Here is a 24,662-nt window from a genome sequence, read left to right as displayed (position 1 = left end):
GGCGTGACGCGTTCGTGTCGCGTGAGGCCGCTGGTGTCATGCAGTCGCTCGTGCTCGGTCGGTCATTCTATTTCGATCGTCATCGGGCGGTCGTGTCGGTGGTGGCCGGCTGCGCCGCGGGTTCGCTTGCGCTCGCGGACTGCAATGCGTCCAACGCATCGAGTATCGCTTCGGGCGTGGCCGGCGCGCGCAATGGCGGAGCGTGTTGCGCGCCCGGCACCGTGGCCGCGATCGCGTCGCGAATCGCGAGGAACACCGAGAACGGCAGCAGCAGCGGCGGCTCGCCGACGGCCTTCGAGCGGAACACGGTCGGTTCGACGTTGCTGTTCTGGTAAAGCTGCACGTGGAACGCGGCGGGCGTGTCGCTGACCGCAGGAATCTTGTACGTGGACGGCGCGTGCGTCATCAGACGGCCATCGCGGTTCCACCACAGTTCTTCGGTGGTGAGCCAACCCATCCCCTGAATGAAGCCGCCTTCCACCTGGCCGATGTCGATCGCCGGATTGATCGACTGTCCGGCATCGTGCAGCAGATCCGCGCGCAGCAGTTTCCACTCGCCGGTGAGCGTATCGATCACGACCTCGGACACCGCCGCGCCATACGCAAAGTAGTAGAACGGATGACCGGTCAGCGTCTTCGCATCCCAATGCACTTTCGGCGTCGTGTAGAAGCCGTCCGACCACAACTGCACGCGCGCCAGATACGCCGCGCCGACCAGTTGCTCGAACGGCATCGCGCCACCGTTGATCGACACCACGCCATGGGCGAACTGCGCGTCGTCCGCGTGGCCGCCAAGCTGTTGGGCCGCGAGTTCCGCGAGCCGCGTGCGGATCGTGCGCGCCGCCGCTTCGGCGGCCTTGCCGTTCAGATCGCTGCCGGTGGAGGCCGCGGTCGCCGACGTATTGGCGACCTTGGATGTATCGGTGGCCGTGACCCGCACGCGCGACAGCGGCAAGCCGAACTGATTCGCGACCACCTGCGCGACCTTCGTATTGAGCCCCTGGCCCATCTCGGTGCCGCCGTGATTGACGAGCACCGAGCCATCCTTGTACACATGCACGAGCGCGCCGGCCTGATTCAGGAACGGCACGTTGAACGAGATGCCGAACTTGACCGGCGAGAATGCGAGCCCGCGCTTGAGCACCGGACTGCCGGCATTGAATGCCGCGATCGCGGCGCGGCGCGTGCGATAGTCGCTGCTATCGAGCAGCACGTCGGTCAGCGGCGCGATGATGTTGTCTTCGACGCGTTGTCCGTACGGCGTCGTATCGCGTTCGCCGACACCGTAGTAATTGGCGATGCGCACATCGAGCGGATCGAGCTGCAACTGACGCGCAATGCCGTCGAGCATCACTTCCATGATCAGCGCGCCCTGGGGACCGCCGAAGCCGCGAAACGCGGTGTTCGATTGCGTGTGGGTCTTGCAGCACAGCGCGACGATATCGACGTCAGACAGGTAGTACGCGTTGTCGACGTGGCACACGGCGCGCGTCGCGACGGCGCCCGACAGATCGGCGGAATAGCCCGCGCGCAGCGCGATTTCGATGCGTGCGCCGAGAACGCGGCCGGCGTCGTCGAAGCCGGCTTCGTACTCGTAGATCGCGTCGTGGCGCTTGCCGGTGATCATGAAGTCGTCGTCGCGGTCGGCGCGCAGTTTGACCGGGCGGCGCAGTCGCTGCGCGGCGAGCGCCGCCACGCAGGCGAACAGCGCCGATTGCGATTCCTTGCCGCCGAAGCCGCCGCCCATGCGCCGGCATTCGCACACCACGTTATGCGCGGGCCAGTCGAGCATATGCGCGACCACCTGCTGCATTTCACTCGGATGTTGCGTCGAACTGTAGACCAGCATGCCGTCCATTTCCTTCGGCACCGCGTACGCAACCTGGCCTTCCAGATAAAACTGTTCCTGGCCGCCGACTTCGAACGTGCCGCTCAACCGGTGCGGCGCGGCGGCGATTTTCGCGTCGGGCTCGCCGCGCCGCAGGTGCAGCGGCGGCAGCACGAACTGCCGCGCGGCCTTCGCAGCGGCCGCGGTGAGGATGGCTTCCAGCGGCTCGTAACGGACCACGTCGTCGCTTTTCGCGAGCGCCGCGGCCCGGCGCGCCAGCTCGTGACTTTCGGCGATCACCGCGAATACCGGCTGGCCGAGGTACAGCACTTCATCGGCGGCGAGGATCGGATCGTCGTGCAGTACGGGGCCGCAATTGTTCTCGCCGGGAATGTCGTCGGCGGTGAGCACTGCGATCACGCCGGGTGCGTTTCTGACCGCGTCGAGATCCATCGACACGATCCGCGCGTGCGCGTGGCGCGACAGACCGAGCGCCGCGTACAGCGTGCCTTGCAGCTCGGCGATGTCGTCCGTGTAGGTGGCTTCGCCGCTCACGTGCAGCGCGGCCGATTCATGCGGTAGCGATACGCCGATCGCGGCGTCGTCGTTTTCGACGGCGCCGTGCTGGTCGGCATGCTTGCGCGCAACGGGTGCAACGAAAGCATCGGTGCGGTTCATCACGACGGCTCCTTCGCAACGGCCGCGTCCGGCGCGCCGGCTTCGAACGCGAACGCATTCACGTCGAGCAGAGCGAGCGGCGCGTCATTGCGCGTTTCGAGGTAGAAGCGCCACAGCAGGTTGCGCGCCACCTTCAGCCGATACGCGCTCGACGCGCGCATGTCGGTGAGCGGCTGGTAGTCGGCGGCGAGTGCGTTCATCGCCTGCTGCGCGGTGCTGTCGTCCCACGTCGCGCCGTTCAGCACAGCTTCGGTTTGCGCGGCGCGCTTCGGGGTGGCCGCCATGCCGCCGTATGCGATGCGCGCAGCGCGTATCGCGCCGTGCTCGTCGAGGTGCAGCGCAAACGCCGCGCATACCGCCGAGATGTCCTGGTCGTAGCGCTTGGCCACCTTGTACGTGCGAAAGCGCAGATGACCGTCAGGCCGCGGCACGCGCAGCGCCATGACGAATTCGCCCGCCGCGAGCGCGGTTTTCTGGTAGCCGAGGTAGAAAGCATCGAGCGGCAGCGTGCGGGTTTTCGCGCCGTGGCGCAGCACGACTTCGGCGTCGAGCGCGAGCAGCGCCGGCATCGAATCACCGATCGGCGAGCCGTTTGCAACGTTGCCGCCGAGCGTGCCGGCATTGCGGATCGGCAGCGACGCGAAGCGCGTCCATAGTTCGGCCAGCTCGGGATAGTCGACGGCGAGCGCCGCGTACGCGTCTTCGAGTGTGACCGCCGCGCCGATCGTCAGTGTCTGCGCATCGCGCTCGATGGTCTTCAGCTCGGCGACGTTGCCGATGTACAGCACGTCGCCGAGCTCGCGGAACTGCTTGGTGACCCACAGGCCGACGTCGGTGCTGCCGGCCAGCAGCCGCGCGTTGGGGTGCTGCGCGCGCAGGCTGGCGAACGCGTCGAGCGTGACCGGCGCGCGGAAGGTGGACGCACCGAACGCGGCGCCGCGCGCATCGGGCGCGCTGTATTCGAAGGTAGCGGTGCGTTGCAGCCCACGCAGCGTGTTGATGACGGCGTCGCGATCCAGCGTCACGCGCGGGTACGACGGGTAGTCGAACATCTTCTGCGCCGCGTCGATGATCGGCCGGTAGCCGGTGCAGCGGCACAGATTGCCGGATAGCGCGGCGTTGATTTCGTCGCGGGTCGGCAGGCCGGCGTCGGCCGGCTGGTTTTCGTACAGCGCCCACATCGACATCACGAAGCCGGGCGTGCAGAAGCCGCATTGCGAACCATGGCAATCGACCATCGCCTGTTGCACCGGGTGCAGCGCGCCGTCGGCGGCGCGCAGGTCTTCGACGGTGAAGAGGGCGCGGCCGTCCAGCGTGGGCAGGAACTGGATGCACGCATTGACTGCTTTGAGCACCAGCGCGCCACGCGCGTCCAGTTCACCGACGACCACCGTGCAGGCACCGCAGTCGCCTTCCGCGCAGCCTTCCTTGGTGCCGGTGCAATGCCGGTCCTCGCGCAGATGCTGGAGCACCGTGCGCGTTGCCGGCACGCCCGCGACCTCGCGGACGGACCCCTGGTGATAGAAGCGGATGGGTTGCGTTGTCATGGCGAATCCGAAAGACAGTGCGGACCAGGCGCGCGTTACGCATGGGTCGCCGAAGCCGGCCTCGCGCACGTAGATCGCCATCCAGTTCCGAAGATAGCATTACCGCGTCGCGAAAGTATTTCCCTTATCGCATGAAGCTTATTCGGCGGCGGTCATGGCGAATACGATTTGCGTCCCGCGAGCAAGTTGCTCGCCCGGGCGGAACAGCGCAACGCCGGAAGGGGCGCGGCGGAGAATCGGGGGAAATCGGGAGGAAAGCGGCGGTGGCGGCCAGTAGGCGTTTGCGCGGGGCGTGCGCAAAAACGCCGGGCTCGGGCCGCCGCGAGCGGCGACGCGCAGCCCGGCGTGCCGTCGATGCCGGACGCTGCGCGCCCGCTCAGGCGCCCCGGCCGCGATTGCGGATCAGGCTCAGCACCAGCGGGATGAACGCGAGCACGAACCCGACCAGTGACCACATCGGCAGCGTCAAACCGAGGATCGGCGGATAGGCCGTTTCGCACAGGCCCGCGACCTTGAACACACCCGGCAGCCAACGTGCGGGCGGCAGGCTGTCGACCACCGGCTGCAGCGCGTCGAAGCCGCAGCTGAAGCCCGGATTGGCCTGAACGTACACATGCCGCGCGGCGGTCAGGATGCCCGCGAGCGCCGACAGTGCCGCCATCACTTCCAGCAGCCGCACGCCGCGCCAGCTGCGAAAGCGCGCGCCGAGGAACGAGAAGATCGCGATCAGCAGGAAGAAGTAGCGCTGGATGATGCACAACGGGCAAGGGTCTTCGTGCTGGAAGTACTGCAGGTACAACGCGCCGCCCACCAGGGCGACGCAGATCAGGCCGAGCAGTACCAGCAGGGAGCGCTCGCGGCGCAGCATCGCAATGTCGTTGTTCATGGATCGCAAAGAGGTCTGGAAACGAAAAGGGCAGGTGCCCGCGATTCTAGCGCGAACCCCCGCCCCGACGTCGAGCGCGTCGTCATGAGCGTAGAGACGTGTCAGCGAATCGGGTCGAGCACTGCTTCGGCGGCGCGGCCGATTGCCAGCAGCGCGTCGTCGGCGCGCGGTGCGCCTGCCAGCATCAGGCCGACCGGCGCGTCGCCGCGCAGATGGCAGGGCAGCGACAGCGCGCAGGTGTCGAGGAAGTTGAACGCGCTCGGATTGCGCAGGATCAGCGCGTTGGTGCGGCCAAACGCGTCGTCGTCATCGATCAGGTCGGCCACACGCGGCGGCACCACCGGCACCGTCGGCGCGACGATCGCGTCAACGCGCGGCCACAGCGTGCGGGCGGCTTCGTCGAGCATCGCCTCACGCTCGGCGAGCAGGTCCAGGTAGTCGACGGCGCTGGCCGGCTGGCCCTTGAGGATGCGCACCAGCACACGGGGGTCGTATTGCTCGCGATGTTTTTCGAGCAGCGGACGATGCCACGCATACGCTTCGATCGGCGCAAAGCCGAAGCGGTTGATCTCGGGCAAGCGGTCCAGCGGCGCGAAGCGCACTTCGCTGACAATCGCGCCGGCCGCTTCCAGGTGCTTGAGCGCGGTATCGATCGCCGCGGCGACGGCCGGCTCGACGCCGTCGGTGACGTAATGGGTCAGCACGCCGAGCCGCACGCCTTCGAGCGGCCGGCGGGCGGGGATGCGCGGTTCGAGGCCGGCCAGCATCCGGTCGACCAGCGCGCAGCACGCAACCGACACGCCGATCGGCCCGAACGAATCGAGCGTCGGCGAGAGGGGCACGCCGCCCTGTTTGGGAATGCGCGCGGCGGTCGGCTTGAAGCCGGTCAGCCCGCAGAGTGCAGCCGGAATGCGGATCGAGCCGCCGGTGTCGGTGCCGAGCGCGACGGCCGCCATGCCGTCCGCGACCGACGCCGCCGCGCCCGACGACGAGCCGCCCGCGATCCGCTCGTCACCCTTGACGCCGCGCCGGTACGGCGACAGCGGATGGCCGTAGTGCGGGTTCAGGCCGAGTCCGGAAAACGCGAACTCGCTCATGTTGGTGCGCCCGACGATCACCGCGCCGGCCCGCTTCAAACGCGCGACTGCAACGGCATCCGCGCTGGCGGCGGGGGCGTCGGCGAGCGCCACCGAACCGGCGCGGGTCGGCTGGCCTTCGATGTCGAACAGGTCCTTGACCGACACCGGAATCCCGGCGAGCGGCGAGAGCACCGTGCCGGCCGCGCGCAGGCGGTCGTGCGCGTCGGCGGCGGCGCGGGCGCTGTCGGCGTCGACGTGCATGAAGGCGACCGCGCCCTGGCCGGCGGGATCGGCGATCCGTTCGAGCGCGGTTTCGACGAGCGCGCGGCTGGTGGTGCGACCGGCGGCGAGGTCGGCGGCAAGCTGGGCAAGCGGCGGGAAGGGCGTGAATTCAGTGGCCATGATGTCGTTCGGGTCCGGTTGAATCGGGTTGATTCGGGGTTGAATCGGCTGAAGTCGGCTAATCAAATAAAGCGCAAATAAAGCGGTCGATGGGCTGCTAGCGCTCAGATGCGCTTGAAGAGCGTCGCGCGGAACGATTCGATATGCTTTTGCACCGATTGACGGGCGCCTTCGGCGTCGCGTTCGCGCAGCAGTCGAAACAGTTCGAGATGTTCTTCATGGACGTCCTCGAGATGATGCGGTGCGGACAGCGAAATGAACCAGAAGCGCAGCGAGCGCTCATGCAGTCCGCGCAGGATCTCGGCCAGCACCGGGTTGCGCGAGGCGGCCGAGATCGTCAGATGAAACTCGCGATCGATATCCATCATGCCTTCGATGTCGTGCGCGGCGACGCACACGGACGAGCGTTCCAGCAGCGCCTGCAGCGCGTCGTAGTCGTGCTGCTGCGCGTGGCGTGCGGCCAGCTCGACGCAGTAGGTCTCATTGACGAGACGCACGTCGATGATCGCCAGCACGTCGTCGAGCGAAACCGGCCGGACCATGATGCCCTTGCGCGGCATGATGGTCAGCATGCCTTCGTGCACCAGCCGGTGCAACGCCTGATGGACCGGCGTCCTGCCGATCCCGGTCAGCGCCATCAATTCCGCTTCGTTGAGCACCTCGCCCGGCCGCAGCCGCATCGTGATGATCTCGCGCTTGACGAACGCGTAAGCCTGTTCGGCGAGGCTCGCGGCGGCGCTCGCGCGGGTGGGCGGGGCAGGGCGGACGGTCTGTGGGAGGGTCATGGGTAGAGCGTCAGGCGGTGTACGTCGGCGCGCTACGCACGCCGCTGGCCGCAGTGGTCTACAACACTCAAGGACGACAACTGCATCGCTCGACTCGGAAGAAAATATTCGGCAAATATTATTGTGATATTTCACTGGAGTCCAGCGTGTCAAAATATTGCGGCCGCACGTTGCTCGCCGCACCTGATCGGCCGCACGTCAGTACGTCGAGATGCCGCGTGTTGCGCCAATAGCAAGCCTCTTGGCCGTTTGCGTCATTCGGCGTGATGGATTCGTTTGTTAAACTCCCCGTTCGAGATTACTTTTTGTAAGGGACGTATCCATGCACCACGGCATTGGCTTCATTCAGGATCTGGCGGTCGTGATGGCGTTCGCCGCCGCCGTCACGGTGCTGTTCCATCGCCTGAAGCAGCCGGTGGTGCTCGGTTATATCGCCGCCGGCGTGATCATCGGGCCGTACACGCCGCCGTTTCAGCTGATCCACGACGAGCAGAGCATCCAGACCCTCGGCGAACTCGGCGTGATGTTCCTGATGTTTTCGCTGGGACTCGAATTCAGCCTGCGCAAGCTCTTCAAGGTCGGCGCGACGGCGATCGTCGCCGCGCTCTCCGAGATCGTGCTGATGGTGTGGATCGGCTACGAGATCGGCAGCGCGTTCGGCTGGAGTCAGATGGATGCGCTGTTCCTCGGCGCGATCCTCGCGATCTCGTCGACCACCATCATCGTCAAGGCGCTATCCGACCTCGGTCTGAAGCGCGAGCGCTTCGCGCAACTGGTGTTCGGCATCCTGATCGTCGAGGATATTCTCGGCATCGCGATGCTCGTGCTGCTGACCGGCATCGCGCAAACCGGGCAGTTGAGCGCCGGTCTCGCGGTGATCACGCTCGGCAAGTTGCTGCTATTCATGACGGTGTCGCTGCTGGTCGGCATTCTGGTCGTGCCGCGGGCGCTGAACTACGTGGCGCGCACCGGTAGCGACGAGATGCTGCTGGTGTCCGTGCTCGGCTTCTGCTTCGGCTTCTGTCTGCTGGTGGTCAAGCTCGATTACAGCATTGCGCTCGGCGCGTTCCTGATCGGCGCGATCATGGCCGAATCGCGTCATCTGCATCGGATCGAACATCTGATCGCACCGCTGCGCGATGCCTTTTCGGCGATCTTCTTCGTGACGATCGGCCTGCTGCTGAACCCGGCCGTGCTGCTCGACTACGCGTGGCCGATCGCGGTGATCACGCTGGCGGTGATCATCGGCAAGCTCGTATCGTGCGGGCTCGGCACTTTTCTCTCCGGGCAGGACGCACGCACGTCGATGCGGGTCGGCATGACCGTGTCGCAGATCGGCGAGTTCTCGTTCATCATCGCGTCGCTCGGCTTGACGCTGAAGGTGACGAGCGCGTTTCTGTACCCGGTCGCGGTGGCGGTATCGGTGCTGACCACGTTGTTCACGCCGTATCTGATCCGCGCCGCCGATCCGCTGACCCGGCGTCTGAGCAACGCGATGCCGGCCACGTTCGCCAACGTGTTCGGCATGTACGGCCAGTGGTTGCGCAGCTTGCGCACGGCGAGCGGCGAGCCGACGCTGTTCGGCATGACGCGGCGGATCATTCTGCAGATCGCTGTCAATCTGGCGCTGGTCGCGGCGATCTTCCTCGGCGTGTCGTATGGCGCGCCTTCTGCCGGCAAGCTGCTCGCGCAGTGGCTGAACGCCGAGGCGATGCAGCGCGCGGTGCTATGGAGTGCCGCGCTGATCGTGTCGATGCCGTTTCTCGTGGCCGTCTATCGCAAGACCAAGTCGCTCGCGCTGCTGCTCGCCGAAGTCAGCGTGCAGCCGGCGACGGCGGGGCGCTTCACGAGCGCGATCCGCTACGCGATCTCCGATCTGGTGCCGATCGTGTCGATGGTCGGCGTGTTTCTGCTGGTCGCGGCGCTCTCGGGCAGCATCCTGCCGCCGACCGGCCTGCTCATCGCCGTGCTGGTCTGCGCCGCGCTGTTGCTGGCGCTCCTGTGGCGCTGGTGCGTGAAAATCCACGCGTCGATGCAGATCGCCTTGCGGGAAACCTTCGAAGAACAGGCGGACCCCTGAGTTATTGAAGACTTTCATTGAAGACTTGTGCTGAGTCCTGCAAGGACACGTCCTGCGGAGTGGCCCTAAGGGGACTTCCTTCGGGCGCCCCCCAAGGAAACTTCCTTCGGGCGCTGCAACAATGTGAGCATTTGTGTGCGGGTTTGCCGGGCGTGCGTCGCTAGCGGATAATCAGGGTATATTCATTCGTTCGCGTGGAAGGCGCCCGTCTGACTGTCATGAGCGAAAATAAACCCGACAATGCCGGTGTGTCCGGCAGCGCATCGTCGCCTTCGGCGTCGCCAGCGCCGTCCGGTGCAACAGCTGGCGCGCCGAACGCCGGTGCCACGCACGCCGAGGCGGCGGCCTCATTACCCCCCTCGCATGAAGATGCCGTCCAGTCGGCGATCAAAAATGGCGTGACAACGGCTGCCGAAGTTGCAGCGGTGAAATCGTCGACCGATGAACCGGAGAGCGCATCGGCCGTCACACCCACTGATCGGCTAGCGGCCCGGCAACGCGACGCCGCCGAAGCACGCAGTTCGGCCGCGGCGTCCACCGCGATGCAGGAGGCCGCGGTGCATGAGCGCGAGGCAAGGCGTGCCGGCCCGCGTGCACCCAGGCCCGAGATCACGAAGGCCGCGCCGAGCGCGCCCCCGCTCACGAGCAGCGAACCGCTGGCCGGCGAGCTGACCACCTCGACCGACGACACCGCGGCGGCCGAAACAGGCCCGGCATCCACCGCGCGTCCGGCTGGCGCGCCGCCGCCAGGCTTTGGCGCGGCGCCCGATTTCACCGCGACCAATCCGCCGCCGCCCAACGCGTTGCCGCCGTCGCCGCCGCGTTATCTGAGGCAGACCGATTCGGCGTGGAGCGTGTTCGGCCGGATCGTCGCGGCGCGCGCACGCCAACTGTTCGATCGCGCGGGACAGCGGATCACGCAGCGCACGCTGCGCATCGGCGTGTCGGCGCGGATCTTCCACCCGGAGCCGGGCGCGAAGGGATTGCGCGGCAAGACCTTGCAGTACCTCGAGGAATCGATCGCGCACTGGGTGATGTCGCGCGACGTGCTGGTGTTCATGATTCCGACGGTCGGTCATCAGGGCATGCTGCACCCGAGCAACATCCGCCTGCGCGATTACGCGAAGCATCTCGACGGGCTGCTGCTGCAAGGCGGCGCCGACGTGTCACCGCAGACGTACTCGGAAAACGCGATCAGCCACGAGTGGCCGGGCGACCGCGTGCGCGACATGTACGAGCTCGAACTGCTGCACGAGTTCATCGAGTCGGGCAAGCCCGTGCTGGGCGTGTGCCGCGGCTGTCAACTGATCAACGTGGCGTTCGGCGGCACCTTGTATCAGGACATCGCAACCGATGTGCCGACCGCCGGCGCGCACGTCAACGAGAACTACGATCAGCATCGACATGGCGTTCACTTCCCGGACGGCTCGACGCTGGTCAACATGTTCCCTGGGCGGCGCGATGCGATCGTCAACTCGATTCACCATCAGGCGGTGAAGACCCTCGGCCGCGATCTCAACATTGAGGCGGTGTCGGCGTCGGACGGTCTCATCGAGGCTGTGCGCTATCGGCGCGCGCCGTTTGTGATGGGGGTGCAGTGGCATCCGGAGTTTCATCGCGCGGGCGGCCCGGAACTGCTCGATTGCACGCCGTTGCTCGATACCTTCCTGCGGGTGGCGCGCGAAACGCGGTTTTGACGCGGCGGGTTTTTCAGCTCGCGTGGTGATGGCGTGGGATGGGCGCGGGTTGCGCGTTGTGTTCTGACGCTGATCTGGTTGGCGCGCCGTCGCGGTATGTGGCGGCGCGCTTGATGTGAGCTCGCTGCTACGCGGGTTTCATTTTCGTCGATTCTCCTCTGAGCTGCTGGACGGTGCGCGTTGTCGGCTCTTGTCTGCCCGTCTGTCTTTCTTTCTTTCTATTCGATGTGGCGGCTCTCTTTTTTGTGGTCGCTGGTTCATCTTTATCAAGTTAGTCAGGAATGCGATATTTAATTGTCGGAGATTCTGGCATTCAAATCATCTCGGATGATCCACGCGAAGCTTTGATCGCATTGGCTTGCCGTTGGCTTCATACAAATCCGGCGTAGATTGGGAATCGTCCGAACGAGTCGGATCGCGCCGTTTTCGGCCGATCTGAATACGTTTATTCGCGATTGATGGATTGATGCATGCGGAACCTTTCGCTAGCGGATTATCTCGATTTTGTGCCCATCCAGGCGGCCGTTGAGCGGGCTTCGCTCAACGGCAAATCCGCGCGATAATCTGCGGCTGGTTTGAATCTGCATGGAGCAAGCGGATATGAAGCATTCCTTATTAATATCGCGCGCCATGCTGCTCGCGGCCTCGTGCGCACTGCTGCAGCATGCCAGTGTCGTGTCGGCGGCGCAAAGCGCAGATGCTGCATTGCTGGCCGGCATGCGGGCGACCACGAGCGCAAGCCCGCCGATGCCCCAGTCCGATGTCGCCGCGCGATCCGACGTGCCGGCTATGCCGGACACGGAGGACACGCACGATAGGACCGGCGTGGCCGGCGACGTGCAGGGCAGCGTCCAAGGCAACGTCGCCGAGCTGACGCGGATGATTCACGACGCGAAGCTGAGCGAATTGCGCACCACCTACAACGGCAGTTACGGCGCGAGTCTTTTTTTCTATCCGCAAGAGGTGACGTACTACGTCGCGTTATTTCAAGACAAACATTTCTGGCGCGTGCTCAAGTCAGAGAACGCGGATCGCGCGGAAGCCATTTACGCGGACTTCGCCCGGCAAACAGCGCAACTCGCCGACGTCGAAATTCGCCGCTTGCAGTTGCAGGCTCAGAAGGCGTACATCGAAGACATCATTGTGACGTCGCAGGAAAGCGCGAGGCGCCTGCAGGCCGATCTCGACGTGGCGCATACGCAGCAGGCCAAAGTCGACGACTACCAACGGCAAGCGCAGGGCGAGGCGGTCACGCTGCACGCGGAGCAGGAGAAGGCACGGGCGCAACTGCGTCAGGTGCAAGGCGAAGTCATGGAATTGCAGCGGCGCACGGAACTCGGATTGCCGAAGCAGAAGTAACGGCGTGGTAAAGAGGCCTGGTTGATCGATGAACAGCCGGATGAACGGCCGAATGAATAGCAGGGCCCTAGCAAGGCCCTTTCGTACTGCGTTGTTTCCGATAGCGCCGCGCCAATATCTACTTCGCGAATTGATCCGGAATGTCGGTGACACGTCGCTGTGACATGTGATCCATCCATTCCGTCGCGCTGGTTACCGACGGACTGTTTGACAAGGCATGACGTGATGGAGGTGCAAGTTCGCGCAGGTGGGTTGCGGCGGACATCGTCACGGCAGCATATTCGCTGGTTCCGAGGCGGGCCGGCGCAAACGGCGAATAGTTTCCCGCCACCGATGGCCTGGGCAATGCGCGCGGCACGACGGACGAGAGCGGGTGTGCGGCGGCGCTGCGCGCGAACTGACGATGCGTTGTCCCGTGCAGGCTGCCGATCCTGTCGCGAAACGTGCGATGGCGACGCGCAAGCGCTTGGTTGGCCGAAGCATGCGGCGATGCGATTGCTTTGATCGACGTAGAACCAGGCGCAACGGTGGACGTCGCAGCGTCCGCGCGTGCCGCTGCGACGTGTCGAGTCCGCGCATGGACCTTGCCGACAACCGTCGCCCGGTCGCTAACCACATCGGACGAACTACGCTTCGCCGGCGATGCGTCGCGCGTGGCCGCTATCGTATTCGCGGGTTCTGCAGTGTCGATGGTTTGCCGATGCGCGAGATGACCGGCTGCAAGCCACGCGAGCATCGCAGCGCCGCCCAGTGTGCACGCACCGCCCGCCAGCGCGCCCCAATGCGGCGGCGAGCCGCGCGACACGCTCGTAACCGCCGGTCTTTCGGCGGCCGCGGCTGCTGCGGCTTCAGCGGGCACGCGCGGGGCTTCGTCGCGCGGCGCATCGAAGATCGTTGCGCGCTGGGCCGTTGCAGCGGTCGCCGACGCCGCTGCGCGCCGTGTGTTCAACGGCACCCATCTGCAAAACGAAAGGATGATCTGGTCGCTCATGCAGAAGGTGCGCAGCACCGCTGCATAGAGCGCCTTGAGTTCCGCCCGCCAGCTATAGCCGGGCGGCAGTAATGCCCAGTCGCGGCCGAAGGGCGCCGGCAGTCGATCGAGCGGCCGCAGACGCGGTAGTGCAATGGCGCCTTCGATCAGGGTGAGCGGAATGGTGGACATGGGTCTCTTCCAGCGCCTCTGGATGGGGCCGCCGTGGGCGGCGCGCGGTGTGTGGACTCGGGCCTCGGGGCGTTTTCGCGCGGAACGCTTTTCATGCACGCGGTCCGTCAATATGGCCGCCTTATGGTCGCCCTATGGTCGCCCGCGAGGCACCGCGCTCGGTTCGGGCACGCAATACGTGCGCAATACGTACGCAATACGTACGCAATACGTACGTGACGCTTCCGTGAGCGCTACACGTTGAAGCCATCGGCTATAGACGATGATGCCGGGAAGTTGCCAATCCGACGATCGGACAGTTCCGAAAACGCGGACGTTGCGTGCCGGACCGGCCAAGACCCGGACCGCGATCGATCCGTGCGCGTGCGGCTTATCGATTCAGCCTGTACACGTAGCGCAACGCGGTGATATCCACGCCGCCCATCTGATCCGGCTCGGCGCCGGCAAACTGCCAGCCTTGCCGTTCGTAGAAGCGGATTGCCGGCGTGTTGCCTTCGAGCACGTACAGATACAGTTGCGCCTCGCCCTGCACGCGTGCCCAATCCTCGGCGGCGCGCAGCAGCAGCTTGCCGACGCCGATGCCCTGATAGCCAGGCAGCGCATGCAGGTTATCGAGCAGCACGCCCCACGCGGACTCCGGTTGCCGTTCGACGCACACGAAGCCGATCGGCTCGCCCGCGAGTTCGGCAATCAGCACGATGCGGCGCTCGCTACCCGGCGCGCGCAGGCGTGCCTCCCAATACGCCGAGCGCTCACGCGTGACTTCTCCATCGAGGAACTCGTCGGGCAACAGGCCACGATAGGTGGCCTGCCAACTGGCGCTGTGGATCGCAGCGATCAGCGCGGCGTCGTCAAGCGTCGCGGGGCGCAGTGAAAGAGCGGGGGTGGTTCGCATCGGGTCGTGATCAACGAAAGTGCATGGCCGCGAAGTCTAACGTGATGATCGCCGGCGTCTTGCGTAAGCATACTGTATGAATTTCGTGACAACGCTATCAACGGTAACATTACGTGGCGCGGCCCCCGCATGACTCACATGTTTACCCGGATACCGCGCGCATGCGATCAGCATGAAAACGCCGGGCTCCCCGGCGCGCCCATTCCTTTCCGCTCGCCTGCCGTACGCAGTGGATCGTTTCAACCGCTTCGTCGTCGTGAGTCACATGACGACAGGCTCATCAAAGAATGTCATGTCGACTGCATCCCACGTCACTTCCGCAAAGGAAGAATCAAAGTTCAAGACAGTTTTCCGCGTTGTCAGCGGCAACTTTCTCGAGATGTACGACTTTATGGTCTACGGCTATTACGCTTCGGCGATCGCCAAGACCTACTTTCCGAGCGGCAACGAATTCGCCTCGCTGATGCTGTCGCTGTCGGTGTTCGGCGCGGGCTTCCTGATGCGGCCGCTCGGCGCGATCGTGCTGGGCGCCTACATCGACCATCATGGCCGGCGCAAAGGACTGATTCTCACGCTCAGCCTGATGGCGCTCGGCACGCTGACGGTCGCGGGGATTCCAGGCTACGCGACCATCGGCCTGGTTGCGCCAGTGCTCGTGCTGCTCGGCAGGCTGTTGCAGGGCTTCTCCGCCGGGGTCGAGCTGGGCGGCGTTTCGGTGTATCTGTCGGAGATCGCCACCAAGGGCAACAAGGGCTTCTATTGCTCGTGGCAGTCGGGCAGCCAGCAGGTCGCGGTGGTGTTCGCCGCGCTGATCGGCGTGCTGTTGAACCAGCTGTTGCCGGCCGACCAGATGACCGCCTGGGGCTGGCGCGTGCCGTTCCTGATCGGTTGCCTGATCGTGCCGTTCCTGTTCATCATTCGCCGCTCGCTGCAGGAAACCGAGGAGTTCAAGGCGCGCAAGCATCGTCCGGGCATGGGCCAGATCATGAAGTCGATGTTCGCCAACTGGGGCGTCGTGCTGGGCGGCATGGGCATGGTCATCATGACCACTGTGTCGTTCTACATGATTACCGCGTACACGCCGACCTTCGGCAGGGAAGTGCTGAAGCTGTCGGCGATCGACACGCTCGTCGTGACGGTCTGCGTCGGTTTGTCGAACCTGCTGTGGCTGCCGCTTTCGGGCGCGCTGTCGGATCGTATCGGCCGCCGTCCGGTGTTGCTCGCATTCACGATCCTGACGATCGTCACCGCGTATCCGGCGCTGCAATGGCTGGTCGCCGAGCCGTCGTTCGCGCGTCTGCTGGCGGTCCAGTTGTGGTTGTCGTTCCTCTACGGCAGCTATAACGGCGCGATGGTGGTGGCGCTGACCGAAGTGATGCCGGTCGAAGTGCGCACTGCCGGCTTCTCGCTTGCGTATAGCCTCGCAACGACGATCGGCGGCTTCACGCCGGCGATCGCGACGCTGCTGATTCACGTCACCAGCAACAAGGCGGCGCCGGGGCTGTTCCTTGGCATGGCGGCGATTTGCGGGCTGATCGCAACGTTGGTGCTGTACCGCACGCCGGAGTCGCGCAATCAGTATCGGGTGGCCTGACGGGCCGGCTTGCCCGCTGCGGGTCGGGTCGAAGAAAACCCCCGCGTTCGCAAGAACGCGGGGGTTTTTGTTGGGCGCGGCGCCGTGCGGTGTAGGTTGCGCCGTGTTTACTGCGCCGCGTGTGTTCCTCTGCGTGTGCTGCGCGCATGTCCCGCATCGGGCTGAACAGCGCGCGCAGTCAGCCGCAGTCGGCCGCAGTCAGCCGCGTTCAGCCATCGCGCAATGCGTCCGCCACTGCCTCGACGACCTCGCTCCATGCACCGGGCTGCGGCTGACGCACGAGCGTCGCGCCCGGATACCACGGGCTGCGCGTGTCGCCGTCGAACCAGCGCCAATCCGCCGCGAACGGCAGCATTAGCCACAGCGGCTTGCGCAGCGCGCCGGCCAGGTGAGCGATGGACGTGTCGATCGACACCACCGCGTCGAGCCGTTCGATGATCGCCGCGGTATCCGCGAAGTCGCCGATCCGCGCGTCGAAGCGATGGATCGACGTCGCCCGTGGATGCGCGTCGAGCGCCGCGTGTTCGTCGGCGGTCAACTCGGGCTGCAGCACGATCCAGTCGATGCCGTCGAGCGCGAACAGCGGCTCGAGCGCGGCGAGCGGCATCGAACGTGTTTCGTTTTGCTGGATGCGTCCCGACCATGCGATGCCGATCTTGCGCTTTGCCTGACCGCCGAGCGAGCCGCGCCATTTGCGGCCATACGCCGGCGGCACGCTGAGATAGGGCGTGCGATCCGGAATCGTGTCGAAGCGCGTGCCGAGCGCGAGTGGCAAGCTCAGCAGCGGGCACTGCAGATCGGCGGCGGGGCGCGGCGCGCCCTGCGCGATCAGCGTCACGCGCCATGCCTGCGCGGCCGGGGCCAGCAGCGGCAGCAACTGCGGCTGCACTTCGAGGACGACACGCGCGGTGCGCTGCGCAGCAAGCGGGACGAAGCGCGCGAACTGCAGCGTATCGCCGAAACCCTGCTCGGCGTGGATCAGCAGCGTGCGTTGTTCGATCGGTTCGCCGTGCCAGCGCGGCAGCGTCTGAATCACCGGCTGCGCGACGGTTTGCAGCCGCCATTCGTATTCCGGCAGCCCGCGTGCGAAGTCACGCAGCGCGAGCCACGCGAGCGCGCGGTTCATGTGCGCGGAGGCGAGCTCGGGGCGCAGGCGCAGCGCCTGATCGAATGCGCGCACCGCGGGCCCATGCGCGCTCAGCGCCTGGTTGGCGGTGCCGAGGCTCAGCCACGCGAGCGCGAATTGCGGATCGAGGCCGACGGCGCGCTCGAGATACGGCAGCGCCTGCGCAGGGCGTCCCATCGCCACGAGCGCGTTGCCCATGCCGTAGATGGCCGGTGGCAGATTCGGCTGCAAGCTCAGCGCGGCCTCGTACGACGCAACCGCTTCGGCAGGGCGGCCGGTGGCGTCGAACGTGTTGGCGAGATTGAAGTGCGCGGCGACGAAGCGCGGCTCGGCGGCGAGCGCCGCCTGGAAGCGGGGGATCGCCTCATCCGCGCGACCCAGCGCGTTCAGCGACATGCCCATGTTGTTCAACGCGCCGGCGTGGCCGGGACGCAGTTCGAGCGCGCGCTGGAATGACGCGATCGCTTGCGTGTGACGTCCAAGCGCGTGCAGCGCGTTGCCGAGATTGTTGTGCGACGACGCGTCGTCCGGCTGCAGGCGCAGCGATTTTTCGAACGCGTCGGCGGCGTCTTCGTGGCGGCCCACCGACGCGTACGCGTTGCCGAGGTTGTAGTGCGCCATCGGGAACGACGGCGCGAGCGTCAGCGCATTGCGGAACTGTTCGATGGCGTCGTCGATCTGGCCCAGCGCCTTCAGCGCGTTGCCGAGGTTCAGCTGCAGCGCGGCGTCTTCCGGGCGCAGGTTCACCGCGCGCCGCACGAGCTCGGCGGCTTCGGCGTGCTGGCCTTGCTGGTGGCGCAGTACGCCCAGCAGGTGCAACGCGTCGACGTGCGTGGGATTGCTGTCGAGCGTCGCGCGGTAGCCGCGTTCGGCGTCCTCGAGGCGGCCGTCACGATGCGCCGCGAAGGCGCGGTCAAATACAGGTTGCATGATGACGGGGATGGTATTCGGGTGAGACTGAGGCCGCATTTTCCCACACTCGCCGCACGACGCCCCGGTTTGACCCGGCCCCTTACCGTCTATAACATCTGAACACCTGTTCATATGTGTGCGTTCGATGCCGTCTGTCATGGATTGCGCTTCGATGTCTTCCGCTGTTTCGGTGGCTGAACCGGCCGGCGACTATGCGGTGGATCCGTCATGAAGAAAACCGCGAGGTTGAGCCCGGGGGCTGATGAGCCTGGGGATGGACGCGAGCATGGCGGCGATGAGCACTGCGGCCATGATCACGGTAGCCGCGGGCAGGACAGTCATGAACACGGCAGCCTTGAGCACAGCAGTCTTGACTATGACAGTCATGATCACAGCGGCCAGGACCATACCACCCGCGATTACTCCGCGCACGACCACTCCACCCACGGCCACAGCCATGGCCACACAGGCGGCCTCCATCACCACGTCCACGCCCCTATCCCCGGTCACGGCCGCGCATTCGCGATCGCAGTCGCGCTGAACCTCGCGATCGTGATCGCCCAGGTGGTCTACGGCGTGCTCGCGCATTCCACCGCGCTGCTCGCCGACGCCGGCCACAATCTCTCCGACGTGCTCGGTCTGCTGCTCGCGTGGGGCGCCGCGTGGCTCACGACGCGCCGGCCGTCGGCGCGCTACACGTTCGGCTACGGCAGCTCGTCGATCCTCGCGGCGTTGGTCAATGCGGGGCTCCTGCTGTTCGCGTGCGGCGTGATCGTCGCCGAAGCGCTCGGGCGCCTGATGAACCCGGCGCCGGTGGCCGGCTTCGTGGTGTTCGTGGTCGCGACGGTCGGCGTGGTGGTCAACGGCATCTCCGCGTGGCTCTTCATGCGCGGCCAGAAGGCAGACCTGAACATTCGCGGGGCTTTCCTGCACATGGCCGCCGACGCCGGCATCTCGGCGGCGGTCGCGCTCAGCGGCCTCGTGATTCTCTATACGCACTGGATGTGGCTCGATCCGGTGATGAGCCTGCTGGTGGTCGCGGTCGTGGTGGTAGGCACGTGGGGTCTGTTGCGCGATTCGGTACGCCTCGCGCTCGATGCCGTGCCGCCCGGCATCGATCTGCAGGGCATCCATGACTATCTGAGCGCGCAACCTGGTGTGGTCGAGGTGCACGACCTGCATGTGTGGGCGCTGTCGACCACCGGCAACGCGCTCAGCGCGCATCTGGTGATGCCGGCAGGCCATCCCGGTGACGAGGCGCTCGATGGCATCGTCGCCACGTTGCGCGAGCGTTTTTCGATGCAGCACGCGACGCTGCAAGTCGACCTCGGCACGACCGAGCATCGATGTGCAATGGATCATGTGCCGCACGCGCATTGAGTGGAGCTCGGGCGGCGCCCGAGTGGAACGAACCGCGCGTGCGGCGCACACAGCGCGCGAGCCGGCAGCGCCACGCGCCGCAACGAATGATGCAGCGCACTGCTGAACGAGTGATCGACGGCGTACACTAGAACGCATTGTCGCCTCCGGAGTGTCGCATGGTCGCTGCCGCATACGATGTGTCGCCGGTGCTGATCGTCGGTGCGGGGCCGACCGGACTCGCCGCGGCGATGAGTCTGGCGCGTGCCCACATCCCCGTGCGTCTGATCGACAAAGCGCCGCGCCCGAACCCGTATTCGCGGGCCATCGGCATCCAGGCGCGCACCCTCGAACTGCTCGAACAGCATCGGCTGATCGAGCCGTTTCTCGAACTCGGTCATCGCGTGCGCATCGCCAATCTGTTTTCGAGCGGCATGCGTCTCGCGCAACTCGATTTCGATCCATTGCACACGCGCTATCCGTATCTGCTGTTCCTCGACCAGTCCATCACCGAACGTCTGCTCACCGAGCATCTCGCCACCTTCGGCGTGACGATCGAGCGGGGCGTCGAACTGACGATGTTCGCGCAGGGCGCCGCCAGCATTCAGACGACGCTGCGTCGCGCGGACGGGCACACCGAGACGATGCGCCCGTCGTACATGATCGCCGCCGACGGCGCGCACAGCGTGATCCGTCATCGGCTGGGCCTGGGCTTCGAGGGCAAGACCTTCGAACAGACCTACCTGCTGGCCGATTTGCATGCCGAAACCGACTGGCCCGACGACGAATTGCATATCTTCGCTTCCGGCGAAGGTCTGGTGGCGCTGTTTCCGATGGGGCATGGCCGGCATCGCCTGATCGCCGATCATGTGGTCGAGCCGCCCGCCGTGGCGCCGCCGCCGACTCCGACGGTGTTGGGCGAACCGCCGCTCGAACAGGTGCCGGCGCCGTCGCTCGAACAATGCAAGGCGCTGGTCGCGCGCCGCGTGCGCGAGCGCGTCGACGTGTCGGACCTGGCGTGGTCCGCGTATTTCCATCTGCATAGCCGGATGGTGGACCGGCTGCGCGTCGGCCGTATCTTCCTCGCCGGCGACGCCGCGCATGTGCACAGTCCGGCCGGCGCGCAAGGCATGAACACCGGCATCCAGGAAGCGTTCAATCTCGGCTGGAAGCTGGCGCGTGTGTTGAAGGGCGCGGCGCCGGACCGCCTGCTCGATACCTATCATCTCGAGCGGCATCCGATCGAACGCGAAGTGCTGCGGCAGACCGGGTTCATTATGCAGATGGCCGAAGCCGATCACGGACCGCTGAGGCTCCTGCGCGAGCGCGTGATGCCGGTGCTGGCCGCGCTCGGTCCGCTGCGCGACGCCGCGCGCTTGACCATCAGCGAGCTGTCGATCCAGTACCGGCGCAGTCCGCTCACGCTCGAACGCGTACTCGACGGCGGCCCGCGCGCCGGCGAACGCGCGCCCGATGCACTGGTGCATGTGGTGGATGGTCCGCTGGGTCGCGCGCCGGGCGTCGGTTGCATTTTCGATCTGCACGATCCGGCGTTCTTCTCGCTGTTCCTGCTGGTGCCGCCGCTGCCCGTCGACGACACGCCGCTCGATCCGGCCGCGCGGCATGCGCCGCCGCCGGACCCGGAGCTCGAGCGCCTCGCCGCCGAGGTCGAGCGGCTGCTGCCGGGTGCGGTGCGGATCTGGCGGATCACCGATACGACCGGCGATGGTGGTCCGGCGCTGTCCGAATCGTATGGACGCACGCGGCCGTCGTTCTATCTTGTGCGCCCGGACGGCTACATCAGTGCGCGCGGGCGCACCGGCTCCGATCTGCACGGCCTGCTGCGGCATTGCGAAACGTGGTTCACGGTGGGCGGCGAGATACCGGACCAGGCGGCGCTGTGAAGGAGGTTGTGAGGCGGGCTGTGGAGCGGGCTGTGGAGCGGGCTATGAAGCGGGTTCTGAAGCCGGCTGTGAAACCGGCTGTGAAGCGAGCCGCAGATCGATGGCAAGACGGTGGCGCGCAGGCGGCGAGAAGCGCCCGCGCGCCGTGGCTCAAACCGTCGAAGGCTCCGCGGGCGTCAACTGCGCGCGATGACTGACGAGCGCTTGCCTGACGAAGTCCGACATCGCGATGCCACTCGTGTCCGGCGCGTCGAGCGTCGCGAGCAGCGCGCGTCGCATGCGCGGCTCCCAGAAGCGGCGAATATGCTCGGCGACGCCGGCGAGGGCCTCTTCGCGGTCCGGCATCGAATCGAAGAAATCGCCGATCCGGTTCGCCATGTCGACCAGGTTCTGATTGTCCATCGCTCGCCTCACTTGCCCGATGTCGCGTTGGCCAGCTCGCGCTGATCCAGCAGCGCGAGCTGCTCGGCGTTGAAGCGCGAATAGTCCTGCTGCCATTGCGACGGTTGTTCGACCGGCATCACCTGCACCGCGGTCACCTTGTATTCCGGACAGTTGGTCGCCCAGTCCGAGCTATCGGTGGTGATCACGTTCGCGCCCGATTCGGGGAAGTGGAACGTCGTGTAGACCACGCCCGGCTGCATCCGCTCGGTCACTTTCGCGCGCAATACCGTGTGCCCCGCACGCGATTCGATGCCGACCCAGTCGCCGGGCTTGATGCCGCGTTCTTCGGCATCGTGCGGATGCAGCTCGAGCCGGTCCTCGTCGTGCCAGCGCGAGTTTTCGGTGCGGCGCGTTTGCGCGCCCACGTTGTACTGCGACAGGATGCGGCCCGTCGTGAGCAGCAGCGGATATTTGCGCGTGACCTTCTCCGGCGAGGCGATGAACTTCGTAATCACGAACTTGCCCTTGCCGCGCACGAAGGCATCGACGTGCATGGTCGGCGTGCCGTCCGGCGCCTGCTCGTTGCACGGCCACTGGATGCTGCCGAGCTCGTCGATCTTGCGATACGACACGCCATGGAAGGTCGGCGTGAGACGCGCGATCTCGTCCATGATCTGCGACGGATGCGTGTAGTCCATCTCATAGCCGAGCTTGCGCGAGAGCATCACCGTGACTTCCCAGTCGGCGTAACCCGCAAGCGGCGGCATCACCTTGCGCACGCGCGAAATGCGGCGCTCGGCATTGGTGAAGGTGCCGTCCTTTTCGAGGAACGTCGAGCCGGGCAGCAGCACGTGCGCATACTTGGCCGTCTCGTTGAGGAAGATGTCCTGCACCACGATGCATTCCATCGACGACAGCGCCGCCGCCACATGATGCGTGTTCGGATCCGACTGCACGATGTCTTCGCCCTGGCAGTACAAGCCCTTGAAACTGCCATGCACCGCGGCGTCGAACATGTTCGGAATCCGCAGGCCGGGTTCCGGCTGCAGCGTGACGTTCCACGCCTCTTCGAACAGCGTACGCGTGAGCGTGTCGCCGATGTGGCGGTAGCCGGGCAGTTCGTGCGGGAACGAGCCCATGTCGCACGAACCCTGCACGTTGTTCTGGCCGCGCAGCGGATTCACGCCGACCCCTTCGCGGCCGATGTTGCCGGTCGCCATCGCGAGGTTGGCGATGCCTATCACCATCGTCGAGCCTTGCGCGTGTTCGGTCACGCCGAGGCCGTAGTAGATCGCAGCGTTGCCGCCCGTTGCATAAATGCGGGCGGCTTCGCGGACCTGCTGGGCCGGCACGCCGGTCACCGCTTCGGTGGCTTCCGGCGCGTTTTCCGGCAGCGCGACGAAAGCGCGCCACTGCTCGAAGGCGCGCGTCTCGCAACGCTCCGCGATGAACGCTTCGTTCAGCAGACCTTCGGTCACGATCACATGCGCGAGCGCGTTCACCACGGCGACATTGGTGCCGGGGCGCAATTGCAGATGATGCGAAGCCTTCACATGCGGGGTATCGACGATGTCGATGCGCCGCGGATCGACCACGATCAGCTTCGCGCCTTCGCGCACGCGGCGCTTGAGTCGCGAACCGAACACCGGGTGGCCGTCGGTCGGATTCGCGCCGATCACCATGATCACATCGGCCTTGTCGACCGACGCGAACGTCTGCGTGCCCGCCGATTCGCCGATCGTGGTCTTCAGGCCGTAGCCGGTCGGCGAGTGGCACACGCGCGCACAGGTGTCGACGTTGTTGTTGCCGAACGCGGCGCGCACCAGCTTCTGCACCAGATAAGTCTCTTCGTTCGTGCAACGCGATGACGTGATGCCGCCGATCGAATCGCGGCCGTGCTTCGCCTGGATCCGGCGGAATTCCGATGCGGCGTAATCGAGTGCTTCTTCCCAGCTGACTTCGCGCCACGGGTCGGTGATCTTCGCGCGGATCATCGGCTTCGTGATGCGGTCCTTGTGCGTCGCGTAGCCCCAGGCGAAGCGGCCCTTCACACACGCGTGACCTTCGTTGGCGTGGCCGTTCTTGTACGGCACCATCCGCACCACCTGGTTGCCCTTCATCTCCGCCTTGAACGAGCAGCCGACGCCGCAATACGCGCAGGTGGTGACGACCGAATGCTCGGCCTGGCCAAGCATGACGACCGATTTTTCCTGCAGCGTCGCGGTCGGACATGCAGCGACGCATGCGCCGCACGACACACACTCCGAATCCATGAACGGCTGATTCTCGCTCGCCGCCACGCGCGATTCGAAACCGCGCCCCGCGATGGTCAGCGCGAACGTCCCTTGGGTTTCCTCGCACGCACGCACGCAGCGATTGCAGACGATGCACTTCGACGGATCGTAAGTGAAATACGGATTCGACTCGTCTTTGGCGTCCTTCAGATGGTTCGCGCCGTCGAAGCCGTAGCGCACTTCGCGCAAGCCCGTCACGCCCGCCATGTCCTGCAATTCGCAGTCGCCGTTGGCGGGACAGGTGAGACAGTCGAGCGGGTGGTCGGAGATGTACAGCTCCATCACATTGCGGCGCAGCGACTGCAGACGTTCGGTTTGCGTGCGGACCTTCATGCCGGCTTCGACCGGTGTCGTGCACGACGCGGGATAGCCGCGCCGGCCTTCGATTTCGACGAGGCACAGGCGGCACGAGCCGAATGGTTCGAGCGAATCGGTCGCGCACAGCTTCGGCACGTTGACGCCGGCTTCGACCGCGGCGCGCATCACCGAGGTGCCGGCGGGAACCGTCACCGCCTGGCCGTCGATTTCGAGCGTGACGTCGACATCGGCGTGACGCGCGGGCGTGCCGTAATCGATCTCGTCGGAGAATGGATTGATTGCCGGGTTGGCGGCGCGCGCTTGCGCCTGCGATTTGCATGCGCAGTTGCCAGAGCCGCAGCCGCCGGCGGACGAGTTGAGCAGGTCGGACATG

Annotated in this window: 16 protein-coding genes; 6 read left to right on the top strand and 10 right to left on the bottom strand. The window is 65.8% G+C overall.

What is annotated here, in order from left to right:
• Positions 1 to 79: 79 nt before the first annotated feature.
• The 5 genes from xdhB to BN2475_RS12250 form a co-directional block, all read right to left on the bottom strand.
• Positions 80 to 2,506, bottom strand: coding sequence for a xanthine dehydrogenase molybdopterin binding subunit (gene xdhB, locus BN2475_RS12270; RefSeq protein WP_094779785.1), 2,427 nt, complete (start codon positions 2,504 to 2,506; stop codon positions 80 to 82).
• Positions 2,506 to 4,053, bottom strand: a complete 1,548-nt coding sequence (xdhA, locus tag BN2475_RS12265; RefSeq protein WP_094779869.1) for a xanthine dehydrogenase small subunit — start codon at positions 4,051 to 4,053, stop codon at positions 2,506 to 2,508. The genes xdhB and xdhA overlap by 1 nt, the downstream gene beginning before the upstream one ends.
• Before the next feature lie 376 nt (positions 4,054 to 4,429).
• On the bottom strand, positions 4,430 to 4,939 hold the full coding sequence (locus BN2475_RS12260; protein WP_094779784.1) for a disulfide bond formation protein B: 510 nt from the start codon (positions 4,937 to 4,939) through the stop codon (positions 4,430 to 4,432).
• A 101-nt stretch (positions 4,940 to 5,040) separates the two neighbouring features.
• Positions 5,041 to 6,420 carry an amidase gene (locus tag BN2475_RS12255; RefSeq protein ID WP_094779783.1) on the bottom strand — a complete coding sequence of 460 codons (1,380 nt, stop codon included), beginning with the start codon at positions 6,418 to 6,420 and terminating at the stop codon, positions 5,041 to 5,043.
• 104 nt (positions 6,421 to 6,524) lie between these two features.
• A complete protein-coding gene (locus BN2475_RS12250; protein WP_094779782.1) occupies positions 6,525 to 7,205 on the bottom strand; it encodes a GntR family transcriptional regulator in 681 nt (226 codons plus the stop codon).
• A gap of 322 nt (positions 7,206 to 7,527) precedes the next feature.
• On the opposite strand from BN2475_RS12250, the gene BN2475_RS12245 reads away from it, so the two are divergent.
• From BN2475_RS12245 to BN2475_RS12235, 3 genes are all read left to right on the top strand, one after another.
• Complete coding sequence (locus tag BN2475_RS12245) at positions 7,528 to 9,285, top strand: cation:proton antiporter (protein ID WP_094779781.1); 1,758 nt, start codon at positions 7,528 to 7,530, stop codon at positions 9,283 to 9,285.
• Between the two features lie 218 nt (positions 9,286 to 9,503).
• Complete coding sequence (locus BN2475_RS12240) at positions 9,504 to 10,982, top strand: gamma-glutamyl-gamma-aminobutyrate hydrolase family protein (protein ID WP_094779780.1); 1,479 nt, start codon at positions 9,504 to 9,506, stop codon at positions 10,980 to 10,982.
• A gap of 600 nt (positions 10,983 to 11,582) precedes the next feature.
• A complete protein-coding gene (locus BN2475_RS12235; protein WP_094779868.1) occupies positions 11,583 to 12,341 on the top strand; it encodes a DUF2968 domain-containing protein in 759 nt (252 codons plus the stop codon).
• A 118-nt stretch (positions 12,342 to 12,459) separates the two neighbouring features.
• Here BN2475_RS12235 and BN2475_RS12230 read toward each other — a convergent pair whose 3' ends face one another.
• Positions 12,460 to 13,503, bottom strand: a complete 1,044-nt coding sequence (locus tag BN2475_RS12230; protein ID WP_094779779.1) for a hypothetical protein — start codon at positions 13,501 to 13,503, stop codon at positions 12,460 to 12,462.
• Between the two features lie 370 nt (positions 13,504 to 13,873).
• Positions 13,874 to 14,398 (bottom strand): GNAT family N-acetyltransferase, encoded by a 525-nt coding sequence (locus BN2475_RS12225; RefSeq protein WP_094779778.1) that lies wholly within the window; start codon positions 14,396 to 14,398, stop codon positions 13,874 to 13,876.
• 292 nt (positions 14,399 to 14,690) lie between these two features.
• On the opposite strand from BN2475_RS12225, the gene tcuC reads away from it, so the two are divergent.
• Positions 14,691 to 15,992: an MFS transporter gene (gene tcuC, locus BN2475_RS12220; protein ID WP_094779867.1), complete on the top strand. Its 1,302-nt coding sequence runs from the start codon at positions 14,691 to 14,693 to the stop codon at positions 15,990 to 15,992.
• A 208-nt stretch (positions 15,993 to 16,200) separates the two neighbouring features.
• On the opposite strand, the gene BN2475_RS12215 is transcribed toward tcuC, so the two are convergent.
• Positions 16,201 to 18,048, bottom strand: coding sequence for a tetratricopeptide repeat protein (locus tag BN2475_RS12215; protein ID WP_094779777.1), 1,848 nt, complete (start codon positions 18,046 to 18,048; stop codon positions 16,201 to 16,203).
• Between the two features lie 210 nt (positions 18,049 to 18,258).
• On the opposite strand from BN2475_RS12215, the gene BN2475_RS12210 reads away from it, so the two are divergent.
• Positions 18,259 to 19,410, top strand: coding sequence for a cation diffusion facilitator family transporter (locus BN2475_RS12210; protein WP_094779776.1), 1,152 nt, complete (start codon positions 18,259 to 18,261; stop codon positions 19,408 to 19,410).
• A 158-nt stretch (positions 19,411 to 19,568) separates the two neighbouring features.
• A complete protein-coding gene (locus BN2475_RS12205; protein WP_094779775.1) occupies positions 19,569 to 21,293 on the top strand; it encodes an FAD-dependent monooxygenase in 1,725 nt (574 codons plus the stop codon).
• A gap of 150 nt (positions 21,294 to 21,443) precedes the next feature.
• Here BN2475_RS12205 and BN2475_RS12200 read toward each other — a convergent pair whose 3' ends face one another.
• Together BN2475_RS12200 and fdhF are read right to left on the bottom strand one after the other, a co-directional pair.
• Positions 21,444 to 21,695, bottom strand: coding sequence for a formate dehydrogenase subunit delta (locus BN2475_RS12200; RefSeq protein WP_094779774.1), 252 nt, complete (start codon positions 21,693 to 21,695; stop codon positions 21,444 to 21,446).
• 8 nt (positions 21,696 to 21,703) lie between these two features.
• The gene (gene fdhF / locus BN2475_RS12195; RefSeq protein WP_094779773.1) at positions 21,704 to 24,661 is read right to left on the bottom strand and encodes a formate dehydrogenase subunit alpha; all 2,958 of its coding nucleotides are present in this window, start codon (positions 24,659 to 24,661) and stop codon (positions 21,704 to 21,706) included.
• Position 24,662: the final 1 nt, after the last annotated feature.

Origin of the sequence: Paraburkholderia ribeironis (genome assembly GCF_900019265.1) — a bacterium.
GTDB lineage: Bacteria > Pseudomonadota > Gammaproteobacteria > Burkholderiales > Burkholderiaceae > Paraburkholderia > Paraburkholderia ribeironis.
The sequence above is the reverse complement of the archived record's forward strand: the minus strand, read 5'-3'. Positions and strand labels throughout refer to the sequence as shown.